Genomic DNA, 22,826 nt, shown 5'->3' on the forward strand with positions numbered 1-22,826 from the left:
TTGGAGCTTTTGGCAAGCTTTCGTTACGATGCGGCTTCCGCCGTTGATGGATGGAGTCAGGCCGTGGGTCCAGGCGTTTACCGGTTCAGGCGCCGAGGTATTGGCGTGCTGCGATGGGTTGTGGTGATCTCCCTGCTGTGGGTGGGCGTCAGCGCGATCAACGCATCTGCGGCCCCGCGCGAGCTGCGGGTGGGGGTGTATTCCAACGAGCCCAAGGTGTTTGTCGATGAGGACGGCAAGGCTGCGGGCATTTTTGTGGATCTGCTGCAGCTGGTGGCCGCGCGCGAGCAGTGGACGCTGAAGTTTGTGCCCTGTAACTGGCAGGACTGCCTGGAGGCCCTGCGCACCGGGCAGCTTGACCTGATGCCCGATGTGGCCCGTTCGCCCGAGCGCGAGGCGCTGTACGACTTCCATTCCCTGCCGGTGCTGCACAGCTGGTCGCAGATCTACCGGGCGCAGGGCAGTGCGATCCACTCGCTGTTTGACCTGCAGGGCAAGCGGGTGGCGGTGCTCAAGGGCTCGGTGCAGCGCGCTACTTTCATCAACATGATGGACAGCTTTGGCATCCAGGTGTCGCTTGTCGATGCTCCGAGCCTGATCGAGGCCTTTGCGCTGGTGCAGCGCGGCGAGGCCGATGCGGTGATTGCCAACCACCTGTTTGGCAACTTCCACTCGGTGCGGTTTGGGGTGACGGACTCGGGCATTGTCTTTCAGCCTGCCACGCTGTTTTTTGCCACCACCCCGGGGCGCAACACCGATCTGCTGGCGGCCATCGACCGGTCGGTGCAGGACTGGCGCAGCGGTGCCGACCCCGCGTATGCCGAGGTGCTGCGCCGCTGGGGCGTGCAGGCGCAGGAGAGGCGCATGTCGCCCCTGGTGTGGTGGAGCCTGGGCGGGCTGCTGGCGTTTGGGCTGCTGGCGGCGCTGGCGGCCCTGGTGCTGCGCCGCCAGGTGCAGGAGCGCACCCGGCACCTGCAGGACAGCGAGCAGAAGCTGGCCACCATCCTCGACAGCGTGGGCGCCTTCATCTACATCAAGGGCCGCGACTACCGCTACCAATACGCCAACCACCACACGCTCAAGCTGTTTGGCAAGGCGGCCAGCGAGGTGGTGGGCCATGATGACACCGCCGTGTTCGATGCTGCCACAGCCGCGCAGCTGCGTGCCAACGACCGGCGTGTGCTGGAGGACGGCGAGACGCTGGAAGCCGAGGAAGTGAACACCCAGCTGGCCACCGGCGAGACCCGGGCCTACCTGTCCATCAAGATCCCGCTGCGCCATGCCGACGGCAGCATCCATGCGCTGTGTGGCATCTCCACTGACATCACCGAGCGCCGCAAGGCCGAGGAATCGCTGCAGATTGCCGCCACGGTGTTCGAGTCGTTCGAGGGCATGATCGTCACCGGGCCGGACCAGCGCATCCTCAAGGCCAACCAGGCCTATGCGCGCCTCACGGGCTATGCGGTGGAAGAACTGGTGGGGCAGACGCCCCGGCTGCTGCACTCTGGCAGGCAGGACGCGGCCTTCTATGCCGCCATGAAAACCGCGCTGCGCACCACCGGCATGTGGCAGGGCGAGGTGTGGAACCGGCGCAAGGATGGCACGGAGTACCCCGCCTGGATCACCATCACCACGGTGCGCTCGCCCGAGGGCGAAGTCACGCACTATGTGGGCACCCAGACCGACATCTCCAGCCGCAAGGCGGCCGAGGAGGAGATCCGCCTGCTGGCCTTCTACGACCCGCTCACCGGCCTGCCCAACCGGCGCCTGATGACCGACCGCCTGCAGCACAGCCTGGCAGCCAGCGCGCGGTCGGGCACGGGCGGGGCGTTGCTGTTTGTGGATCTGGACAACTTCAAGGACCTCAACGACACCCAGGGCCATGAGCTGGGCGACCAGTTGCTGCGCCAGGTGGCGGCCCGCCTGTCTGGCTGCGTGCGCATGGGTGACACTGTGGCCCGCCTGGGGGGGGACGAGTTCATCGTCCTGCTGGAGGGCCTGAGCCCCCAGGCCGCCGAAGCCGCAGCCCAGGCCGAGACCGTGGGCCGCACGGTGCTGGCGGCGCTGAGCCAGAGCTACCTGCTGGGTGGGCTGTCGCACCACAGCGCGTGCAGCATCGGCATTGCGCTGTATGCCGATGCACGCGGTTCGGTGGACGAGCTGCTCAAGCATGGCGATATGGCGATGTACCAGGCCAAGGGCGCGGGGCGCAACACTTTGCGGTTTTTTGACCCGCGCACGCAGGCCAACGTCACGGCACGCACGCTGCTGGAGGCGGGGCTGCGCGAGGGGCTGCGCGATGGCCAGTTCTTGCTGCACTACCAGGCGCAGATCAACGCGCACCAGGGCGTGGTAGGCGCCGAGGCCCTGGTGCGCTGGCAGCATCCGCAGCGCGGCCTGGTGTCGCCCGCCGAGTTCATCCCCGTGGCGGAGGCCTCGGGCCTGATCGTGCCCCTGGGCACCTGGATCTTGCGCACGGCCTGCCAGCAGCTGGTGGCGTGGGGCCAGGACGCGCGCACCGCGCACTGGACGCTGGCCGTCAACGTGAGTGCGCGGCAGTTCCGCCACAGCCATTTTGTGGACGAGGTGCTGGGCGTGCTGGAGGAAACCGGCGCCAACCCCCACCGCCTGAAGCTGGAGCTGACCGAAACCCTGCTGCTCGACGACGTGGAAGACACCATCGAGCGCATGGAGCAGCTGCGCCGCCACGGCGTGGGCTTCTCGCTCGATGACTTTGGCACAGGCTATTCCAGCCTGAGCTACCTCAAGCGGCTGCCGCTGGACCAGCTCAAGATCGACCAGGGCTTTGTGCGCGACCTGCTCACCGATGCCGACGACGCGAGCATTGCGCGCACCATCGTCACGCTGGCGCACAGCATGGACCTGGGCGTGATTGCCGAAGGTGTGGAAACCCGCGAACAGCGCGACATGCTGGTCGGCCTGGGCTGCCTCACCTGGCAGGGCTACCTGTTTGGGCGCCCGGGTCCGGCGGAGGCGCTGCTGGCGGCCGCTGCCGCCCATGCTGTGGCGCCTTGATGGGGGAGAGCCAGGGGTGTTGAAACTCCTTTTTTGATAGCGTAAAGGCCATGATGGATGCGCGGTAGGGGGCATTTTTATTCATAAAATTGGATGATGCTCCGCCCCTGTAGCGGGGCACCCGATGCGCGGCATCTGTCGCCATTGGCTGACATCCTGGCTGTCTCCCCGGGGGTAAGGTACGGCAGGCTTGGCGATCAGCGCAGGCCCCCTCCAGCCCGCGCAGCGGTGCTGGCATGTTTTCGGAGTCCCCCATGAACACCATCAAAACGACAACAACCTTCACCACCTTGCGTCGCCAGGTTTATGGCGCCGCAGCCGCGCTGCTGCTGGCGGCCGCAGGCGGCGCGCACGCCCAGACCTACATCAACGCCACGGTGGGGGGCGAACTGGCACCCGGCGTGTATGGCCGCATCAACATCGGCAATGCGCCACCGCCACCTCTGATCTACGCCGAGCCCGTCATCATCCACCGCCCTGCCGTGGTGGTGCCACGCGCACCCATCTACCTGTACGTGCCCCCGGGCCACGCCAAGAACTGGGGCAAACACTGCGCACGCTACAACGCCTGCAACCAGCCGGTGTACTTTGTTCAAGAACCCCCGCCACGCAAGGGCCCCAAACACCACCACCAGGGCCGCGATGACCGCCGCTGGGACGATGACCACCGCCACGGCGGCGGCAAACACGACCGCGACCACGGGCGTGGCCATGGACGGGGTGATGACCGTGGTGAGCGTGGCGAAGGCCGTGGCAAGGGCCATGGCCCCCGGGACTGAACGGCCTGAGCTGCCGGACGGACTGGCGGCCTGAGCGGCTGCGTGCGGCGGGTGTTACGCCCGCTCCCGTCCTCTCCTTGCGCCACCGCAGATCGCGGGCCTGCGCCAGCGGTTAAGCTCGGGCTTCTATGGCCCAAGTCACCTTTTCCCCACCATTCACTACCCCTTCCGAAGTCGCCAGCCAGCTGCGCCAGGGCGGTTTTGCCGTGTTGTCCCCGGCGGCTGTGGCCGAGTGGATTGGCTGTGATCTGCCTGCGCTGATGGCCCTCAACAGCGACTGGGCCGCGCTGCCGCCCGATGAGTTTCTGAAGGACGGTGGCCGCTACCGCCGCCGCCGCCACGCCTGTTTTGTGGTGCAGGGCGGGCAGGTGCAGCAGGCCCCGCACCGCGCGCACTGGCAGCCGGTCGAATACAACGCGCTGCATGGCGGCATGGAGCGCTGGTTTGCGCCCATGGAGCCTGCCACTGTGGCCCAGCCCGTGTGGCAGCAGTTGCTGGCTGCACTGGCGGGCGTGTCCGATGCTGTGTTTGCCGGGCCGCACGCGCCCGCACCCTGGTTTGTGGAAGCGCACCAGTTCCGCATCGACACCACCGACGGCATTGGCCGCCCCACACCCGAGGGCGCGCACCGCGATGGTGTGGACTTGGTGGCGGTGTTTCTGGTGGGGCGCGAAGGCGTGAAGGGCGGCGAGACCCGCGTGTTCGAGGCCACAGGCCCCAGCGGCCAGCGCTTCACCCTCACCGAGCCTTGGTCGCTGCTGCTGCTAGACGATGCCCGCATGATCCATGAATCCACCCCCATCCAGCCCGTGGCTGCGGGTGGGCACCGCGACACGCTGGTGGTGACCTGCCGACGTGGCAATTTCCAGGGCGCCGATGTGGTGGGGCGGAGCCCGGCCGCCTGAAAACCGGTGCGAGTGCGCTGGATTTGATGCGAATCAAGATGCGGGGTATGGTGGCGGTTCACACTGTGTCCATGGTCAGGCCATAAGAACCTGTTCAAGATCTTTTCGGGGTCGCACAAGTCCCTTGCCGGGATGGAATGCTAGGCGCGGTGCGCCGCCAATAGCTCGGCTATTGGCAAGCGCAGCAACGCCGCAGACCGCCCGGCAAGGCACTTGCCCGAAGGGTTGGAGTGAAATCGGGCGATTGGAAGCCTCGGCTGCTTGCATGGGCATGAGCCCATGCGGCGCACCAGAAGCCTCCACTCGTGCCGATTGCACTCCAATGCGATCCCCGAAAAGATCTTGAACAGGTTCTAAGCCTGGTCCCACCCCTCACTTAAGGAGTAGCACCATGTTCAAGCACATTCTGGTTCCCGTCGATGGCTCCAAGACCTCGATGCTGGCTGTTTCCAAAGCCGCAGCCCTTGCCAAGACCTTTGGCAGCGCCGTGACGGCGGTGTATGTGATCGACCCTTATCCCTTCACCGGCGTGGGCGCCGACTTTGCCTACGGCCAGGCGCAATACATCAACGCCGCCACGGCCGAAGCCAATGCCGCCCTGGACGCCACCAAAAAGGCCATGGCCGAAGCGGGCGTGCAGGCCAACGCCCTGGTGGGCGAGGGCCATGCGGTGCACGACGGCATCCTGCGCGCACTCGAAACCTCGGGCGCCGACCTCATCGTGATGGGCTCGCACGGCCGCCGTGGCCTCGAAAAGCTGGTGCTGGGCAGCGTTACCCAGCGCGTGCTGGGCGTGGTGCACATCCCCGTGCTGGTTGTGCGCGACTGAGCGTTGCACAGCAGCATCGCTCCATGACAAACGGCTCCCGAGGGAGCCGTTTTTTGCTGCGGTTCTTGGTGGCGCCAGGCATCGCCGCAGCCATGGAAACTGGCACGCCCCCAGGCCAGTGCACCCGTGGAGCTGGCTTCGCCAGGCCACCGGGTGCGTCCCCCTTCAGGGGGAAGGCGCCGCAGGCGACTCAGGGGGTCACTCGATCTTCGCGCCAGAGGCTTCCACAATGCCCTTCCACTGCGTGTATTCCTTCTTCAGGAGAGCACCCAGCTGGGCCGATGTCATGGCTTCGGGCTCGGCGCCCTGGGCATGGATGGCGGCCTTCATGTCGGCCGTGGCCAGCAGCTTGTTGACCTCAGCGTTCAGCGCAGCAACCACCGGCGCAGGCGTGCCAGCGGGGGCAAACACGCCGTACCAGGTGCTCACGTCAAAGTCCTTGAAGCCGGATTCGGCCACGGTGGGCACGTCGGGCAGCGACGAGCTGCGTTTGGCCGATGTGACGGCCAGCGGGCGCAGCTTGCCCGCCTTGATCTGACCCATGGCCGAGGGCAGCGAGGACACGAGCAGGTCCACATTGCCTGCCAGCGCATCCATCAGCGCGGGGTTGGAGCCCTTGTAGGGGATATGGCTGAGCTTGGCGCCAGCGGCTTGCTCAAATAGATGCCCCGCCAGATGGATGGACGTGCCGTTGCCCGGCGAGCCATAGGTGATGGTGCCGGGGGCGGCCTTGGCGGCAGCCACTACGTCGGCGAGGGTCTTGTACTTGGAGTTGACGCTGGTGGCGATGACCACAGGCGTCCAGGCCACATGGGCCACGGGCGTGAGGTCTTTGGTCGGGTCCCAGGGCAGGTTCTTGTAGAGCCAGGGGCCGATCACCAGGTTGTCCTTCTGGCCCATCACGATGTCGTAGCCGGTGGGCGCGGCCTTCACGGCTTCGCCGATGCCGATGGTGCCGCCCGCACCCGCCCTGTTGTCGGCCACCACAGTCCACTTGGCGCTTTCGGTGAGCTTGGTGGCCACCAGGCGCGAGAGGATGTCGGTGCCGCCGCCGGGCGGGAAGGGCACGATCAAGCGGATGGGTTTGGTGGGATAGGCCGCAGCCGGTGCAGGCGCCTGGGCGTAGGCCGTGGCACCCATGGCGAAGGCGAGGGCGGTGAAGGAAAGCAGGGTTCGAATCATGGTGGGCAATGTCTCCGTCGGTTCAGGGGTGTGCGGGCTGCCGCTGGGGGAGGAAGGGGGCGCCCGGCTGATCTGGGTCAGCGGGCGCCAATGATCGCTGATCACTGGCAGCGCCCGCCTTGCCAATAGCGGGTGGCAGCATCGCCGCTGGCGATGGCAGCCACACCGCGACGCTGAGAATCAAAGGCGCTCGAAGATCGCCGCAATGCCCTGGCCGCCGCCAATGCACATGGTCACCAGTGCATAGCGGCCCTGCACGCGCTGCAGCTCGTGAATGGCCTTCACGGTGATCAGCGCTCCGGTGGCGCCAATGGGGTGGCCCAGCGAGATGCCCGAGCCGTTGGGGTTGACCTTGGCCGGGTCCAGGCCCAGGTCCTTGGTGACGGCGCAGGCCTGTGCGGCAAAGGCCTCGTTGGCCTCGATCACATCCAGGTCGGCCACGGTGAGCCCGGCCTTCTTCAGCGCCAGCTGCGTGGCGGGCACGGGGCCAATGCCCATGTACTTGGGGTCCACACCCGCGTGGGCGTAGGCCACCAGGCGCGCCAGGGGCTTGGCACCGCGCGCCTTGGCGGCAGCGGCGTCCATCAGCACCACGGCGGCGGCGGCGTCGTTGATGCCCGAGGCGTTGCCCGCCGTCACCGTGCCGTTTTCCTTCACGAACACGGGCTTGAGCTTGGCCATGTCGTCCATCGTGGCGCCGGGGCGGAAGTGCTCGTCGGTGGCGTATTGCACATCGCCCTTCTTGCTCTTCAAGGTGACGGGAACGATCTGTTCCTTGAAGTAGCCCGCCTGGGTGGCGCGTTCGGCGCGGTTGTGGCTTTCCACGGCCAGTTTGTCCTGGTCTTCGCGGCTGATGCCCCACTTGGCGGCGATGTTCTCGGCCGTCACGCCCATGTGGATGGTGTGGAAGGGGTCGTGCAGCGCGCCGATCATCATGTCCACCATCTTGGTGTCGCCCATGCGGGCGCCCCAGCGCATGTTCAGGCTGGCAAAGGGTGCACGGCTCATCACCTCGGCGCCGCCGCCAATGGTTACGTCGGCATCGCCCAACTGGATGGCCTGCGCGGCCGACACGATGGCCTGCAGGCCCGAGCCACACAGGCGGTTCACGTTGAACGCGGGCGTGCCTTCGGCGCAGCCGCCGTTGATGGCTGCGACGCGCGAGAGGTACATGTCCTTGGGCTCGGTGTTCACCACATGGCCAAACACCACATGGCCCACGTCCTTGCCTTCCACGCTGGCGCGCGCCAGCGATTCCTTGACGACCAGCGCACCCAGGTCGGTGGGGGCGATGTCTTTGAGGCTGCCGCCAAAGGTGCCAATGGCGGTGCGCACAGCGCTGACGACGACGACTTCACGGGTCATGGGGAGGTCCTTGTAGAAAAAATATGAATAAAAATAGCCGCTTCCGCGCGGCCATCATGCGTTAGTAGCTATGAAAACAGGAGTAATTGGGCTCACGCCTCGCGCACGTCGGCCACCGGGTTGGTGCCGAAATCTGCGCGCTCCAGCCAGGCGAGCACGCGGGTGGCGGCGTCGGCAGGCGATGTGAGCTGGCCACCCGTCTTGAGGTTGGCGAAATTCTGGCGGTCCGGGAAGGCGGCCGGGTCGGCGGCGCGCAGCTGGACCTGCATGTCGGTGTCGATCACACCGGGCGCCAGCGAGCATACCTTGGCGCCATGGGGCTTGATGGCCTCGTCCAGCGCCACGCAGCGCGTGAAATGGTCCATGCCGGCCTTGGCGGCGCAGTAGGCGGCCTGCGAGGCCATGGCCCGGCGGCCCAGGCCCGACGAGATGTTGAGCACCTTGCGCGGCACTGTCCAGGCGTCCGTCGCGCCCAGGAAGGCGGCGGTGAGCTGCATGGGCGCCTCCAGCCCCACACGCAGCGCGTGGGCCAGGTCGGCCAGATCATGCGGGTTGGCGCTGGCCGACAGCGGCGCGATGCGCGGGATCACGCCCGCGTTGTTGATGAGCGTGGCGCTGGCAAACGCCTGCGGGCCTTGGGCCTGCAGCCAGGCCTGCAATTGGTGGGCGGCCTGCGCGCCCTGCGACAGGTCTTGCTGCCACTGCTCCAGCGTGGCGCCTGCGGCCTTGGCCTCGGCGGCCAGATCGGGGTTGGTGCTGCGGGCGATGCAGATCAGGGTGTTGCCGCTTTGGAGCAGCTGCTGGGCCATGGCCAGGCCCATGCCGCGCGAGGCGCCGGTGAGGATGATGAGGTGGTTGTGAGGCATCCCGCCATGTTACTGCGCAGTACGCACTATCAACAGGCTCTCACTGACCTTCGGGCGACTCCAGCACAGCGAGCAGCTGGGCCAGCTTGCGGTCCAGGGCCGCGAGGTCGGCTGCGCGCAGCGGCGCCAGCAGGGCGTGTTCGTTGGCCACATGGGCATCTACCGCGCGGTCGATCAGCGCCAGGCCCGCCGGGGTGAGCTGGACCAGCAGGCTGCGGGCGTCCGCAGGGTTGGGCAGGCGTGTGATCCAGCCGCTGGCTTCGAGCCTGTTCATGCGGTGCGTCATGGTGCCCGAGGTGACCATGAGCGTGGAGAACAGCGTGGTGGGCGCCAGGCAATAAGGCGCGCCCGAGCGGCGCAGCGTGGCGAGCATGTCGAACTCCCAGAACGACAGGCCGAGGGGCGCGAAGGCGGCTTCGAGCCGCCGGTCCACCAGTGCGGCGCAGCGTTTGAGGCGGCCAATGGGGCCCATGGGGGACACGTCCAGGTCGGGGCGTTCGGTGTGCCATTGGGCCAGGATGGCATCCACGGCGTCGGCGGGGCGAAGGTCAGGCATAGGCGTTATTTATCTTGATGTCGAGATTTTATGCTACGGTGATTTATCTTGAATTAAAGATAAAAATCATGGCTTTCACCTCGACCTCTTCACCGTCCTCCCGCTGGCTTGACGTGTGCATCACCGCGCTGGCGCCTGCCATCTGGGGCTCCACCTACATCGTCACCACCGAGCTGCTGCCACCCGGGCGGCCATTCACCGCCGCGCTGCTGCGGGCGCTGCCCGCCGGGCTGCTGCTGGTGCTGTGGGCACGGCGCTGGCCGGTGCCCGGCGGCTGGGGACGCATGGCGCTGCTGGCTGCGCTCAACATTGGTGTTTTCCAGGCGCTGCTGTTTGTGGCGGCCTACCGCTTGCCGGGCGGGCTGGCTGCCGTGGTCGGGGCCATTGGCCCGCTGGTGGTGATGGGTCTGGGCTGGGCGGTGGACCAGCGCCGCCCCCCGGTGGTAGCGCTAGGGGCGGGTGTGCTGGCGGTGGCGGGTATGGCGCTGTTGCTGCTGGCACCCGGCACCGTCTGGGACGCTTGGGGCGTGGCGGCGGCGCTGGCAGGCACGGTGTGCATGGCCATGGGCACCTTTCTTTCGCGCCGCTGGCAGTCTGGCCTGCCGGTGCTGGCCTTTACCGGCTGGCAGCTGCTGCTGGGCGGGCTCATGCTGGCCCCGGTGGCCTGGTGGGCCGACCCGCCTTTGCCTGCACTGACGGCCACACAGGCCGCTGGGTATGTGTACCTCTGCCTGGCGGGTGCGCTGGTGGCCTACGTGCTGTGGTTCCGGGGCATCGAGCGCCTGCCTACGGTGGCGGTGGCATCGCTGGGGCTGTTGAGCCCGCTCACCGCCGTGGTGCTGGGCTGGGCGCTGCTGGGTCAGTCCATGCGTGGCGTGTCGCTGCTGGGCATGGCCACGGTGCTGGGCTGCGTGCTGGCGGTGCAGTGGGCCATGGCGCAGCGTAGCGCGGGGCGGTGAGCCCCCCTGGCGTCTGCCCACGCCCGGTCGTCGGGTTTCGTTCTTTGTTTTTCCTCCTTTTTTCTTTTTTGATCTGAAAGGTCTGCTCTTCCATGTCTGCCCATACCGTGGCTTCGGCCATTGAAAACCGCGTCTCCACCCACCTTTTCGATGCAAACCATGCGCTGGACGAAGCCCAGATTGCCGAGCTGGTGCGCCTGGCCACGCTGGCGCCCACGGCCTACCACCTGCAGAACTGGCGCTTCATCGCGGTGCGCACGCCAGCGGCCAAGGCACAACTGCACGCCTTGGCCTGGCGCCAGCAGAAGGTGCTGGATGCGGCTGTCACCTACATCGTGTGCGGCACGCTGGGCGCCCACACACAGCTGGCCGACAGGCTGACGCCCGTGGTGCGTGCGGGTGTTTTTGCACAAACGGTGGGGGATGCCTGGGTGGCCCAGGCCACCGCAGCCCATGCACCCGATGCCCAGCTGCAGCGCGATGAGGCGGTGCGCTCGGCCTCGCTGGCCGCCATGACGCTGATGCTGGCGGCTGAGGGCATGGGCCTGGCCAGCGCGCCCATGGGCGGTTTTGATGCGGCGGGGGTGGCCAGCGCTTTTGGGCTGCAGGCCGATGAATTGCCCGTGATGCTGGTGGCGGTGGGGCGCGCCGCTGCGGTGGCGCCGCCCAAACCGCGCAGGCCGGTGGCCGAGGTGCTGGCGCTGGCCTGAGCGCTGAGCTGGCAGCAGACTTGTGCGGCCGAGTGTGGCGTCAGAAATCCGGTGCGGATTCGAAGCGACACGGCGCCCCGTGCCGAGGGTGCGCAAACTCCAGCACACAGGCGTGCAGCAGCAGCCGAGGCGCTTTTTGCTGGGCGGCTTCGTCGGCATACAGCGTGTCGCCCAGGATGGGGTGGCCCAGGGCGGCCAGGTGCACGCGCAGCTGGTGGGTGCGGCCGGTGATGGGCTCCAGCTCGACGCGCGATGTGTGTGCCACGCCATCTTGGGCCAGCAGGCGCCAGCGGGTCTGGCTGGGTTTGCCCAGGGTTTGGTCGATGACACGCAGCGGGCGGCGCTCCCAGTCGGCGGCGATGGGCAGGTCGATCTCCTGCCAAGTTTGCTCTACCGGGCCCAGCAGCCCCTGCACCACCGCCTGGTAGCGCTTGTGTACCTGGCGCTCGGCAAAGGCGTGGCTCAGGCGGCGCTGCATGTCGATGTGGCGCGCCATGAGCACCAGGCCCGAAGTGGCCTGGTCCAGCCGGTGCACGATGAGCGCGCCGGGCCAGCGCTGCTGTGAGCGGGCGCTCAGGCAGTCCTGCTTGTCGGGGCCCCGGCCGGGCACACACAGCATGCCGGGAGGTTTGCACAGCACCAGCAGGTCGTCGTCCTCATACAGCGCCTGTACGCCATCTGCCACGGGTTCAGGCAGGGTCATGGCCCACGATCAGCCGTTGCACGGTGGCGCAGAGTTCTTCCACGTCGTTGGGTTTGTGGATCAGGGCCTGGGCGCCTTCGGCCAGCGCAGCCTGCTCGATTTCGGCCGTGACATACCCCGAGGCCAGGGCCACGGGCAGATCGGGGCGAATGAGGCGGGCCTCGCGCACCAGGTCCACGCCGCAAAAGCCGGGCATGTTGTAGTCGGTGACCAGCAGGTCGTAGCGCTGGGGCGCCGCGCGCAATGCTGCCGTGGCCTCGTGGGGGTCGGTGAAGCCGCTCACCTCGTAGCCCCGGCGGCGCAGCAGGCGCTGCACCAGAAAGACCAGCGCCTGGTCGTCGTCTACGTACATCACATGGTGCTTCTTGGCGGGTGTGGAGCTGGACGGTGCCGCAGGTGCGGGCGCTGCGGCCTCCGTGGCTAGGGGCTGTGTCTGCGGCGCCGAGTTGGCTGGCGCAGCGGTTGTGGCACTGGTCGCCACCGGAAAGTAAAGCGTGAACCGACTGCCCTGGCCGGGCGTGCTCTGCACGTCCACACCGCCTTCGTGCGTGCGCATCACGCCATGCACCACGGCCAGGCCCAGGCCTGTGCCCTGGCCCACGGGCTTGGTGGTGAAGAAGGGCTCAAAGATGCGCTCCAGGGTGGCGGCATCCATGCCGGGGCCGGTGTCACGCACCGTCAGCGCGACGTAGTCGATGGGGGCCAGCCCCAGGCGTTCGGAGAGGCGCTGGTCGGGCTGCACGGTGGCAGCCTCCACATGAATGCTGCCGCGCTCTGCGCCCTGGCCCTGGATGGCATGGACGGCGTTGGTGCACAGGTTGAGCAGGGCCTGTTCGACCTGCGTGGCATCGGCCAGCACGGGCGGCAGGCCCGCCTGCAGCTGCATGTGCAGTTCGATGGCGGGAGGCAGGGTCACGCGCAGCAGGCGTTCGGTGTCGTGCACCACCTCGGCCAGCGAGACCGCCGAGCGCTGCGGGGGCTCGTTGCGGCTGAAGGTGAGGATCTGGCGAACCAGGTCGCGTGCGCGGCGCCCGGCCTTGTCGATCTCCAACAGGCTCTCCAGCACGGGCGAACCGGGCGCGTGGGTGGCGCAGTCGGCCTTGGCCAGCTCCACGTTGCCCAGGATGGCGCCCAGGATGTTGTTGAAGTCGTGGGCAATGCCTCCGGCCATGGTGCCCACCGCCTGCATCTTGTGCGATTCGCGCAGCTGGGCTTCCAGCTCATTGCGGTGCGCCTCGGCCTTCTTGCGGCCGGTGAGGTCGCGCGCGAACACGGTGGTGGTTTCGCCGCCGCCCACGCTTTCTGCATGGCGCTCGAACGACACGCTCACCTCCACCGCCAGCTCCTTGCCGCTGGCGGTCAGCGCGGTCATCTCGCCCAGCAGGGCCTGCGTGGTGAGCTGTGCAAACGCGAGGGCCTGCGCCGCGTCAGGCAGGAAGCGGTCGAGCGTGCTGCCCAGCGCATCGCTGGCGCTGCACTGGAACAGCGCGGCGGCGGTGGGGTTGAACACGGTGATGCGCTGGTGCTGGTCCACGCAGATGATGGCGTCCAGCGCGGAGTTGATGACGGCCTCCAGCCGCTTTTCGCTGGCGCGGATCTGCTCGTTGCGCTGCTGCAGGGTCTCGGCGCTGTGCTGCAAGGCCTGGCGCTCGGCCAGCAGCGGGCCCTGGTCGATCACGGCGCACAAAAACTGTGACAACGGCGGGCCGCTGGTTTGCGGTGCTTCGATGTGGGCGATGTGCAGGTCGCCGGTGATGCGCGTGGTGTCGCTGATGAGGAAGACCACCTCCTTCACCTCGCTGTGCCCCAGGTCTTGCGCCTGGGCAAAGGCATCGCGCACGCGCGCGGCGTCTTGCGGGCACACAAAAGGCATCAGCGCGGTCAGTGGCCGGTCGCGCTCGGTGGGCTGGAACGAGCGGTGTGCCATGGAGTTGGCCTGCACCACCATGTCGTGGTCGTCCACCACCATGAGGGCCAGCGGCACGCTGGCAAACAGGGTCTCGAAGCGTTCGTAGGCGCTCTCGGCCACGGTCTGGCTGTAGCGCAGCACCTTGTTCTGGTTTTCTAGCTCGGCCTGGTAGGCGCGCAACTCAGCCACCAGGCCCTCGGCCGGAGCGCCGGGCGTGCGGGGTGGGCTGGCAGGCTGGCGGGGCATGTGTTCTGCAGTTGCGGGCTGGCGGCCTGCAGGGTCCAGAAAAGACAGGTCGGGTTCACTCATGGAGGGGCGCGGTCAGCCGGGTGCGTGCCCGGGCGCTCGCCTAGGCTTTCTCAAGTGTACGCCTGCCCATCTGGCACCAGGCAATGGCGGCTGCACCATCAAACTGCGATTTCAACGCGCGTTTGGGTCGATTGTTGATGAATCGCGAACAATCCGTTTCTTTGGCAGGGCTTACCGAACCGTTGTGGGGTGCCTACAGTTCAACCATCGATACATCCCTCGATCCACACATTCTTTCAGGACCCTGCCATGACCACAGACACCACCCTCGCCCAACCCCTGCTGAACAAGCTGCAATGGCGCTACGCCGCCAAGAAGATGAACCCCGCCAAGAAGGTTCCGCAGGACAAGGTGGAGCGCATTCTCGAAGCCGCACGCCTGGCCCCCACCTCCAGCGGCCTGCAGCCGTTCGAGATCATTGTGGTGACCGACCCCACCGTGCGCGCCAAGATCCAGCCTATCGCCTGGAACCAGGCCCAGATCACCGACGGCTCGCACCTGCTGGTGTTCGCTGCCTGGGACAACTACACGGCTGACCGCATCAACATGATGTTCGACATGACCAACGACCAGCGTGGCTTCAAGAACGAAGGTTGGGAAAACTACCGCCAGATGCTGCTGAACAGCTACCCCCAGCGCGATGCCGAAGTGAACTTCCAGCACGCCGCCCGCCAGGCCTACATCGGCATGAGCGCAGCCCTGATCGCTGCGGCGTTTGAAGAAGTGGACTCGACGCCCATGGAAGGTTTCGATCCCAACGCGCTCGATGAAATCCTGGGCCTGCGGGCTCGTGGCCTGCGCAGTGTCGCGATTCTGCCGCTGGGCTACCGCGCCGATGAAGGCGACTGGCTGGTGAGCCTGAAAAAGGTGCGCCGCCCCCGCGAGCAGTTCGTTACCGAAGTCTGAGGCTCTCCTCCTCAGGCACAAAAAAGGCTGGACAGTGGTCCAGCCTTTTTTGCGAGCGGAGTATCAGCGTGTGGCGGGCGCTGCATCCGTCACGTGGCGCATGGGCGTCAGCACAAAAGCTAGTGCTGCCAGCACCACCAGCGTGCCGCCGCTGGCTGCAAACAGCTGGGTGAGCGTAATGCTCTTCATCACCCAGCCGGTCACGGCGGCAGAGATGGGCGCCAGGCCCATGAAGATGAACATGAACAGGCTCATCGCCCGGCCCAGCAGCGCCGGGGGTACACGCTGCTGTATCCAGGTGAACACGCTCACCTGCATGAAGCCGCCCAGCAGGCCGATAAGCAGCATCAGCGCTGCCCCCTGCCACACGGCGGTGATCAGGCCCATGGGCATGAACAGCGCGCCGATGACCACGTCAAATGCCAGGATGGTCATCCCCAGGCTGCCAAAACGCAGCCGGGGCACCATGCCTGACACCACCATGCCCAGCAGCGTGCCCGCACCGTGGGCGCCCACGATGATGCCGAAAGCCGCCGCCCCCAGCGCGGGTGTGCTGCTGGCCAGCACCGGGATCGCTATGTGGATGGGGCCCATGATGAACAGGGCGATCGCACTCCAGTAGAGAAAGCAGGTGCGCAGCTCGCTGTCGCGCCAGAAATGCACCAGCCCCTGGGCCACCGAGGCCAGCACTGCCTGGGGTGCGGCTGCGGGGGCTGCATGGCTGGCATGGGTTTGCACTTTGGATAGCGTCCAGGCCGACACCGCAAAACTCAGTGCATCGAGCGCAAAGGCCAGGCCAATGCCGAAAGCGTTGGCGCGAGTGGGTGTTTCAACGGCCACAGTGCCAGTGGCCTCGCCCGTGCCAAACAGCGCGATCAGCAGCCCTGCCAGCAAAGGGCCGAGGAACATCGTCAACTGCCGCAGGCCCAGGCTGATGCCGTTGGCGGCCTGCAGCTGCGTGCGCGCCACCACAGACGGCATCATGGCCGTGCCGGCCGGAATGCTGAAGGCCGTGGCCAGCCCAATGCCCAGCGACAGCGCGTACACCATCCACAACGACAGCGTGCCCGCAAACACCAGCCCCGCCAGGGCGGCCAACAGCACCAGGTTGACGTATTTGGTGATCATCAGCACCTGCTTGGGCGAATACCGGTCTACCAGTGCGCCGCCGATCAAGATGAACAGCGCACGCGGCACGCTGACGAGGGCCAGAACGGTGCCTAGCACCAGCGTGTCGCCAGTCATCTGCAGCACCAGCCAGGGCAGTGCAATCAGGGTGAACTGGTCGCCCAGCATGGACAAGGCCGAGCCGCCAAGCATCCAGCGGAAGTTGCGGTCCTGCAGCAGCGCGGCGCGCGGGTCTGCGGGTGGGTGGGCAGGACGGGGTGAGGTGTCAGGTCGCATGGATGAGGTCTCCCAAAGAATGGCGGGCGTGCGTGCGCCCCGTGAGCAAGCGGCCCACAGCGGTAAAACGCACTAACAGGTGGTAGCTGGCTAGGCACAGGGCCGTCGTGGCCAGCACGTTGATCAGCATCTTGGCCAGGGCCGGAACGGGCAGGCCATACAGCAGCGCACCCAGGCCGATGGTGAGTGGCAGGTGCACGAGGTACACCCAGTACGAGCTGTCGGCCAGGTAGGCCAGCCAGGCGCGGGGCTGGCCCACATGGCGCAGAAACAGCCCGATCAGCGCAAAGCTCCACAGCCACGACGCGCTGTTGTAGGCCAGCGCCATCCAGAACTGCAGGTGCCGGGTGGCAGACACGGGCGCGGCCAGCAGGTCAGTGAAAGCCCCGGTGACCAGCACCAGTGCAAAGGCCGATGCCTCCGGCTGGGCCAGCACTTCTGACAGCAGCGCAGTGATCAGGAATCCCGCAAGCCCCAGGCCCGCCAGCGCAGGCCAGTGCCGTTCGTAGCGTGCCATCAGCGCCTTGCGGTGCGCATACAGGCATAGCCCAAAGCCGTAGAACAGCCCGTTGTGTATCCATTCCGCCAGCGGCGGCAGGAAGGACCCACTGGGCGTGACGATGCCGTGGTCGTAGCCCGCGCCAATCCAGGCCAGCGGCAGCGTGAGCACCAGCAGGCCCGCCGGGGTGCCACCCATCCAGAGGGCTCCGCGTTGCAGGGCCTGTTGCATCTTTTGCGGCAAGGCACGCACCGCTGTCCATGCCACGGGCGTCAGCAGCGCCAGCCACAACAGCATCCACAAGAACCAGAGGTGCATGGTGGCCGGGCCCTGGGGCACGTTGGGGCCTTGGGGCAGCAGACTGCGGTCCACGCCCCAGGTGCCATAGGCCATGCGGTGCAGGAACATCAGCCCGAGCAGCGCGCAGGCGACGAACAGCGGCGGCCAGAACAGCGCAAAGGGCAGTCCCAGGCGGCGCAGCCGGTTGCGCACCATGCCAGCCAGCCCGTGCCGTTGGACCAGCGCCGCCACAAAGAACCCGGCGAGGATAAAAAACAAGGGCATGCGGAAGGCATGGATCACCGCCACCAGCAGGTCAGCCAGAGGACTGGACTGGTCGTCGTGCCAGGGCAGCGGCGATGGCCGGCTCATGTAGAGCACCGAGACATGCAGCACGATGCCCAGCCACATCATGGTGGCACGCAGGTTGTCCAGGGCATGCAACCGCCGGGTGGAGGGGGCGGGGGAGGGCGTCGATCCGTTCATAGGGACCGACTGTGGCGCCTCACGTTGCGTGAGGGTCAAGCACTTTTCAGTGGTTTTTTGGGAGGCGGTGCGAGACCGTTTCAGCAGCGCGCAGAGATGGCTGCAGCCACAGCAGGGCTTGGCATCGCTAGCGCTAGCGCCAGCGCCGCATGCAGGTAGGCGCGCACGGGGGCACTCAGGGGCGAGCCTGCCTGCAGCAGTGGCGCATCGCCGCGCGTCAGCTGGTCAAACAGCTTGTTCCAGTGCAGTGCAGCCGCCGCTGCTTCGACGTGGTCGGTGGGGATTTGGCGGGTCAGCAATTGCTGTACGTCGCGCTCCAGCGCCGCCCACGCGGTGTGCGGCACATGGCCCAGCATGCGCAGGTCGTCGCGGGTCAGGTACTTCTCCAGCAGGGCAAGGCGCAGCTTGATGGCTGTCTCCACGTACTCGATCATGTCGCCCGGTGGCGCGTGGTTGCGGCCCTGCGTGCTGGGTTCGGTACGGAACATGTGGCCCCAGCGCTCCAGCAGGTCGAGGTCACCGCCCATCCAGTGCAGCATGAGCGCCATCCAGCGGTAGGCCAGTGCCTGGACCTCGGGCGCATCGGGCGGCAGCTGCCGGTCCATGGCATCGCGCACCAGGTCCTTGACCACAAGCCAGTCCGCCTCGATCAGGCTCCAGTTGGTGAAGATCTGCTTGAGTTCGGTGGTGCTGAAGTACTTGCCGTAGGTGGTCATCAGCGCCAGTGCTTCGAGCCAGTTGCCCATGTTGGGCTCTGCCCCGGCCATCAGGCCATCGCGCAGCATGGTCAGGCGCCCGCGCAGTTCGGTAGCCTGCGCAATCTGCTGGTCCAGTGCCCGAATTTGCTGGGCAATGATGCGCTCGGGGGCCATGCCTTCGCCGGCCAGCAGATCGCCGATGTCGCTGAGCGCCAACCCCATCTGGCGCATGGTCTGGATGCCGTGCAGGCGCTGCACATCGGCCTGGCTGTAGAGCCGGTAACCCGCCTCCGAGCGGCCCGAGGGCGTGAGCAGGCCGATCTCGTCGTAGTGGTGCAGCGTGCGCACCGTGAGGCCAGTGCGCCGCGCGAGGTCACCGACCTTCAGCAACATGGGATCAACGGCCGATGGAAATCAGCTCGACTTCAAAGTTCAGCGTAGCGTTGGGTGGAATCACGCCACCTGCTCCCCGAGCGCCGTAGGCGATGGAGGGTGGGCAGGTCAGCTTGGCCTTGCCGCCCGGTTTCATGCGCTGCACGCCTTCGGTCCAGCAAGGGATCACGCCATTGAGCGGGAACGAGGTCGGTTCGCCACGCTTGTAGGAGCTGTCGAACTCCTTGCCGTCCAGGAACATGCCCTTGTAGTGCACCTTGACCGTGTCGGTGGCCTTGGGCGATTCGCCCGTGCCGTCTTTGAGCGATTCGTAGACCAGGCCGCTGGCGGTGGTGACGGGCTTGGAGGTCTGGGCCATGGCGGCGGGGGCCATCACAACGGTGGCGAGCAAAAGGCACAAGAGGTTTCGCAAAGGGGGCTCCTGAAAGAGTGAATCACAACGCAGCCCGCGATCTTATGCGCGTTCGTGCTGCGACCCGTGGGAGAGGCACCACGAAAAAAGCCCTGGGCATGCGGGCACCAGGGCTTGGTAAGTCAAGAACCACGGCAGCGGGTGGGCCGCCATGGTCTTCATGGCAGGGTCAAGCGTAGTCGCTCACCGGGATGCAGCTGCAGCTCAGGTTGCGGTCGCCCCACACGTTGTCCACGCGGCCTACGGGCGACCAATACTTGGCCTGGCGCAGGGCCGCCACGGGGTAGGCGGCAGCTTCGCGGCTGTAGGGGCGGGCCCATTCGCCGGTGAGAAGGTTCTCTGCCGTGTGGGGGGCGTTCTTGAGAGGGTTGTTGTCCTGCGGCAGCTTGCCCGCTTCGATCTGGCGGATCTCTTCGCGGATGGCGATCATGGCGTCGATGAAGCGGTCGATCTCGAACAGCGTTTCGCTTTCGGTGGGCTCCACCATCAGCGTGTTGGGCACGGGGAAGCTCAGCGTGGGGGCGTGGAAGCCGTAGTCGATCAGGCGCTTGGCCACGTCTTCGGCCATCACGCCGCTGGTGTCCTTCAGGCCGCGCAGGTCCAGGATGCATTCGTGCGCCACATGGCCGTTCTCGCTCGCGTACAGCGTGGGGTAGTGGTCCTTGAGGCGCGCGCTGATGTAGTTGGCGCTCAGGATGGCGGTTTCGGTGGCCGCTTGCAGGCCGTCGGCGCCCATCATGCGGATGTACATCCAGCTGATGGGCAGCACGGCGGCGTTGCCCAGGGGGGCGGCGCTCACGGGGCCCACCTTGCCGTTGGTAGGGCTCTTAGGCTGGTCATCCTGGCCAGGCAAACCGGGCAGGAAGGGCACGAGGTCTGCGACCACACACACCGGGCCCACGCCGGGGCCGCCACCGCCGTGGGGGATGCAGAAGGTCTTGTGCAGATTCAGGTGGCTCACGTCGCCGCCAAACTCGCCAGGGGCGGCCACACCCACCAGGGCGTTCATGTTGGCGCCGTCCACATACACGCGGCCGCCGTGGCTGTGCACCAGGGCGCACAGTTCCTTCACCTGGGTCTCGAACACGCCATGCGTGCTGGGGTAGGTGATCATCACGCAGGCGATGTTGCCGCTGTGCTGCTCGCACTTGGCCTGCAGATCGGCCAGGTCCACGTTGCCGCTGGCGTCGCAGGCTGTCACTACCACCTGCATGCCCACCATCTGTGCGCTGGCGGGGTTGGTGCCATGTGCGCTGCTGGGGATCAGGCAGATGTTGCGGTGGCCTTCGCCACGCGACTCGTGGTACGCCTTGATGGCCAGCAGTCCCGCGTATTCGCCCTGGCTGCCCGCGTTGGGTTGCAGGCTGATGCCTGCATAGCCCGTGGCCTCGCACAGCCAGGCGCGCAGTTGCTCGTCCAGCTCCTTGTAGCCCTGCTGCTGGTCGGCCGGGGCAAAGGGGTGCATGTGGGCAAACTCTGGCCAGGTGATGGGGATCATCTCGCTGGTGGCGTTGAGCTTCATGGTGCACGAGCCCAGCGGGATCATGCTGCGGTCCAGCGCCAGGTCCTTGTCGGACAGCTGGCGGATGTAGCGCAGCATGCCGGTTTCGCTGTGGTGGGTGTTGAACACCGGGTGCGTGAGGTACTGGCTGGTGCGGCGCAGCGCGGCGGGGATCAGGGGCTCGATGCCGTTCTCAAACGCGTCAAACGTGGGCAGGGCCTGGCCGTCCTTGGCGAAGACTTTCCACAGCAGCTCGATGTCGGCGCGTGTGGTGGTTTCGTCGAGCGAGATGCACAGGTAGTTTTCGAAGTAAATACGCAGGTTTGCGCCTGACTGTATTGCCTTTGCAGCTATTGATTTTGTAGCGTTATCGGTTTTCAGCACCAGCGTGTCGAACGTGGCTTGTTCGCGCACGGGGGCGCCCAGTTGTTGCAGCCCCAGGGCCAGGATGGCGGTGTAGCTGGCCACGCGCTGGGCAATGCGCGCAAGGCCCTCGGGGCCGTGGTAGACGGCGTACATGCTGGCGATCACGGCGGGCAGCACCTGGGCCGTGCAGATATTGGAGGTGGCTTTTTCGCGGCGGATGTGCTGTTCGCGCGTCTGCAGCGCCAGGCGGTAGGCGGGCTTGCCGTGCACGTCCACGCTCACGCCCACCAGGCGGCCAGGCAGGCTGCGCTTGTATTCGTCGCGGCAGGCCATGAAGGCCGCGTGCGGGCCGCCCGCGCCCATGGGCATGCCAAAACGCTGGGTGGTGCCCACCACAATGTCTGCGCCTTGTTCGCCGGGCGGGGTGATGAGTGTGAGGGCCAGCAGGTCGGCTGCCACGATGAAGGCGGCCTGCTTGGCGTGGGCTTTTTCCACGTCGGCGCGCAGGTCGTCAATGCGCCCGCTGGTGGCGGGGTATTGGGCCAGCACGGCAAAGTAGTCGCCTGCCAGCAGGGTGTTCCACTCTTCGGCCGAATTGGCCAGGCGCACTTCCAGGCCCAGGGGCTTGGCGCGGGTCTGGATCACTTCAATGGTCTGTGGGTGCGCGTCGCCCGCCACCACAAACACGTTGCTCTTGCTCTTGACCGAGCGCTTGGCCAGGGTCATGGCTTCGGCAGCGGCGGTGGCCTCGTCCAGCATCGATGCATTGGCGATCGGCATGCCGGTCAGGTCGCACACCATGGTCTGGAAGTTGACCAGCGCTTCCATGCGGCCCTGCGAGATTTCGGCCTGGTAGGGCGTGTAGGCGGTGTACCAGGCGGGGTTCTCCAGAATGTTGCGCAGGATGACGCCCGGTGTGTGTGTGCCGTAGTAGCCCTGGCCGATGAAGCTCTTGAGCACCTTGTTCTTGCCCGCGATGGCCTTGAGCTCGGCCAGTGCCGATGCCTCGGTGGTGGCTGCTGGCAAGTCCATGGCGCGGCTGCGTGCGATGGAGCGCGGCACGATGGAGTCGATGAGCGCGCGGCGCGAGGCCTCGCCGATCACGGACAGCATGTGGGCTTCGTCCGCTGCGTCGATGCCGATGTGGCGGGGCAGGAATTCAGCGGCGTTTTCCAGCGCGGACAACGGTAAGGAGGTGGGCAGGGCGGCAGTCATGGCGGGCGTTCGGGGTGCTATGAAAAAAGAAGCTGCTGGCGCTTGTCAGCTATTGGTTTCAGTGGTTTTTTATCTGAAACCTAATGGAATCAAGCGCTGGCAGCTATGGTTTTTGAAACCAGAGATGAATGGGCTAAGCGCCTTCAGGCGTTGGCCGCAAAGGCGCTGTAGGCGGTTTCGTCCATCAGGGCGTCGAGCTGGGCGACATCGGCCAGCTTGACCTTGAAGAACCAGCCAGCGTTCAGCGGGTCGCTGTTGGCCAGCGAGGGGTCGGCGCGCAGGGCTTCGTTCACTTCGACGATTTCGCCGGTGACGGGCATGTAGACATCGGCAGCGGCCTTCACGGACTCGACCACACCCGCCACATCACCCTGGTTGAAGGTGGCGCCGACCTCGGGCAGGTCCACAAACACCACATCGCCCAGCGCATCCTGTGCGTGCACGGTGATGCCCACCACAGCAGCGGCCGTGTCGGCGGTGTTGATCCATTCGTGTTCTTTGGAAAATTTGACGGTCATGGGGAAGCTCCTCCAGCAACGGGATAAATAAAGGAATCAGC

The 22,826-nt window shown here is 66.5% G+C and carries 19 protein-coding genes; 7 read left to right on the forward strand and 12 right to left on the reverse strand.

Annotated elements, in window-relative coordinates; all coding sequences use genetic code 11:
• Positions 1-105 precede the first annotated feature (105 nt).
• The 4 genes from AvAM_RS21290 (at position 106) to AvAM_RS21310 (ending at position 5,549) form a co-directional block, all read left to right on the forward strand.
• On the forward strand, positions 106-3,036 hold the full coding sequence (locus AvAM_RS21290) for an EAL domain-containing protein (RefSeq protein ID WP_249368278.1): 2,931 nt from the start codon (positions 106-108) through the stop codon (positions 3,034-3,036).
• Positions 3,037-3,290: 254 nt separating this feature from the next.
• Complete coding sequence (locus tag AvAM_RS21295) at positions 3,291-3,815, forward strand: hypothetical protein (protein ID WP_137748950.1); 525 nt, start codon at positions 3,291-3,293, stop codon at positions 3,813-3,815.
• A 128-nt stretch (positions 3,816-3,943) separates the two neighbouring features.
• A complete protein-coding gene (locus AvAM_RS21300; protein WP_137748951.1) occupies positions 3,944-4,720 on the forward strand; it encodes a 2OG-Fe dioxygenase family protein in 777 nt (258 codons plus the stop codon).
• 391 nt (positions 4,721-5,111) lie between these two features.
• Complete coding sequence (locus AvAM_RS21310) at positions 5,112-5,549, forward strand: universal stress protein (protein ID WP_094290608.1); 438 nt, start codon at positions 5,112-5,114, stop codon at positions 5,547-5,549.
• A 198-nt stretch (positions 5,550-5,747) separates the two neighbouring features.
• On the opposite strand, the gene AvAM_RS21315 is transcribed toward AvAM_RS21310, so the two are convergent.
• From AvAM_RS21315 to AvAM_RS21330, 4 genes are all read right to left on the reverse strand, one after another.
• Positions 5,748-6,731 carry a tripartite tricarboxylate transporter substrate binding protein gene (locus tag AvAM_RS21315; RefSeq protein WP_137748952.1) on the reverse strand — a complete coding sequence of 328 codons (984 nt, stop codon included), beginning with the start codon at positions 6,729-6,731 and terminating at the stop codon, positions 5,748-5,750.
• Positions 6,732-6,911: 180 nt separating this feature from the next.
• Positions 6,912-8,096 carry a beta-ketothiolase BktB gene (bktB, locus tag AvAM_RS21320; RefSeq protein WP_137748953.1) on the reverse strand — a complete coding sequence of 395 codons (1,185 nt, stop codon included), beginning with the start codon at positions 8,094-8,096 and terminating at the stop codon, positions 6,912-6,914.
• A 92-nt stretch (positions 8,097-8,188) separates the two neighbouring features.
• Complete coding sequence (locus AvAM_RS21325; protein ID WP_137748954.1) at positions 8,189-8,962, reverse strand: SDR family NAD(P)-dependent oxidoreductase; 774 nt, start codon at positions 8,960-8,962, stop codon at positions 8,189-8,191.
• 40 nt (positions 8,963-9,002) lie between these two features.
• Positions 9,003-9,518 carry a MarR family winged helix-turn-helix transcriptional regulator gene (locus tag AvAM_RS21330; RefSeq protein ID WP_137748955.1) on the reverse strand — a complete coding sequence of 172 codons (516 nt, stop codon included), beginning with the start codon at positions 9,516-9,518 and terminating at the stop codon, positions 9,003-9,005.
• Between the two features lie 68 nt (positions 9,519-9,586).
• Between AvAM_RS21330 and AvAM_RS21335 the strand changes: the two genes are divergently transcribed.
• Both AvAM_RS21335 and AvAM_RS21340 read left to right on the forward strand, forming a co-directional pair.
• Positions 9,587-10,477, forward strand: a complete 891-nt coding sequence (locus AvAM_RS21335; RefSeq protein WP_137748956.1) for an EamA family transporter — start codon at positions 9,587-9,589, stop codon at positions 10,475-10,477.
• Positions 10,478-10,569: 92 nt separating this feature from the next.
• Complete coding sequence (locus AvAM_RS21340) at positions 10,570-11,187, forward strand: nitroreductase family protein (protein ID WP_137748957.1); 618 nt, start codon at positions 10,570-10,572, stop codon at positions 11,185-11,187.
• Positions 11,188-11,227: 40 nt separating this feature from the next.
• Here AvAM_RS21340 and AvAM_RS21345 read toward each other — a convergent pair whose 3' ends face one another.
• Positions 11,228-11,890 carry an RluA family pseudouridine synthase gene (locus tag AvAM_RS21345; RefSeq protein WP_137748958.1) on the reverse strand — a complete coding sequence of 221 codons (663 nt, stop codon included), beginning with the start codon at positions 11,888-11,890 and terminating at the stop codon, positions 11,228-11,230.
• Positions 11,877-14,108 (reverse strand): PAS domain-containing sensor histidine kinase, encoded by a 2,232-nt coding sequence (locus AvAM_RS21350; RefSeq protein ID WP_137748959.1) that lies wholly within the window; start codon positions 14,106-14,108, stop codon positions 11,877-11,879. The genes AvAM_RS21345 and AvAM_RS21350 overlap by 14 nt, the downstream gene beginning before the upstream one ends.
• A 249-nt stretch (positions 14,109-14,357) precedes the next feature.
• Between AvAM_RS21350 and AvAM_RS21355 the strand changes: the two genes are divergently transcribed.
• Complete coding sequence (locus AvAM_RS21355) at positions 14,358-15,014, forward strand: NAD(P)H-dependent oxidoreductase (protein ID WP_137748960.1); 657 nt, start codon at positions 14,358-14,360, stop codon at positions 15,012-15,014.
• Between the two features lie 63 nt (positions 15,015-15,077).
• Here the strand turns inward: AvAM_RS21355 and AvAM_RS21360 are convergent, their stop codons facing one another.
• The 6 genes from AvAM_RS21360 to gcvH form a co-directional block, all read right to left on the reverse strand.
• A complete protein-coding gene (locus tag AvAM_RS21360; protein WP_137748961.1) occupies positions 15,078-16,418 on the reverse strand; it encodes an MFS transporter in 1,341 nt (446 codons plus the stop codon).
• Entirely contained in the window at positions 16,408-17,682 is a 1,275-nt protein-coding gene (locus tag AvAM_RS21365) for an acyltransferase family protein (RefSeq protein ID WP_137748962.1), read from the reverse strand. The genes AvAM_RS21360 and AvAM_RS21365 overlap by 11 nt, the downstream gene beginning before the upstream one ends.
• A gap of 80 nt (positions 17,683-17,762) precedes the next feature.
• A complete protein-coding gene (locus tag AvAM_RS21370) occupies positions 17,763-18,773 on the reverse strand; it encodes a MerR family transcriptional regulator (RefSeq protein WP_137748963.1) in 1,011 nt (336 codons plus the stop codon).
• 4 nt (positions 18,774-18,777) lie between these two features.
• Complete coding sequence (locus tag AvAM_RS21375; RefSeq protein WP_137749001.1) at positions 18,778-19,146, reverse strand: FKBP-type peptidyl-prolyl cis-trans isomerase; 369 nt, start codon at positions 19,144-19,146, stop codon at positions 18,778-18,780.
• A 208-nt stretch (positions 19,147-19,354) separates the two neighbouring features.
• Positions 19,355-22,267, reverse strand: coding sequence for an aminomethyl-transferring glycine dehydrogenase (gene gcvP, locus AvAM_RS21380; protein WP_137748964.1), 2,913 nt, complete (start codon positions 22,265-22,267; stop codon positions 19,355-19,357).
• Positions 22,268-22,410: 143 nt separating this feature from the next.
• On the reverse strand, positions 22,411-22,785 hold the full coding sequence (gcvH, locus tag AvAM_RS21385) for a glycine cleavage system protein GcvH (RefSeq protein WP_137748965.1): 375 nt from the start codon (positions 22,783-22,785) through the stop codon (positions 22,411-22,413).
• Positions 22,786-22,826: the final 41 nt, after the last annotated feature.

Source organism: Acidovorax sp. NB1, assembly GCF_005405905.1.
In the GTDB taxonomy this organism is placed as follows: Bacteria; Pseudomonadota; Gammaproteobacteria; order Burkholderiales; family Burkholderiaceae_C; genus Acidovorax.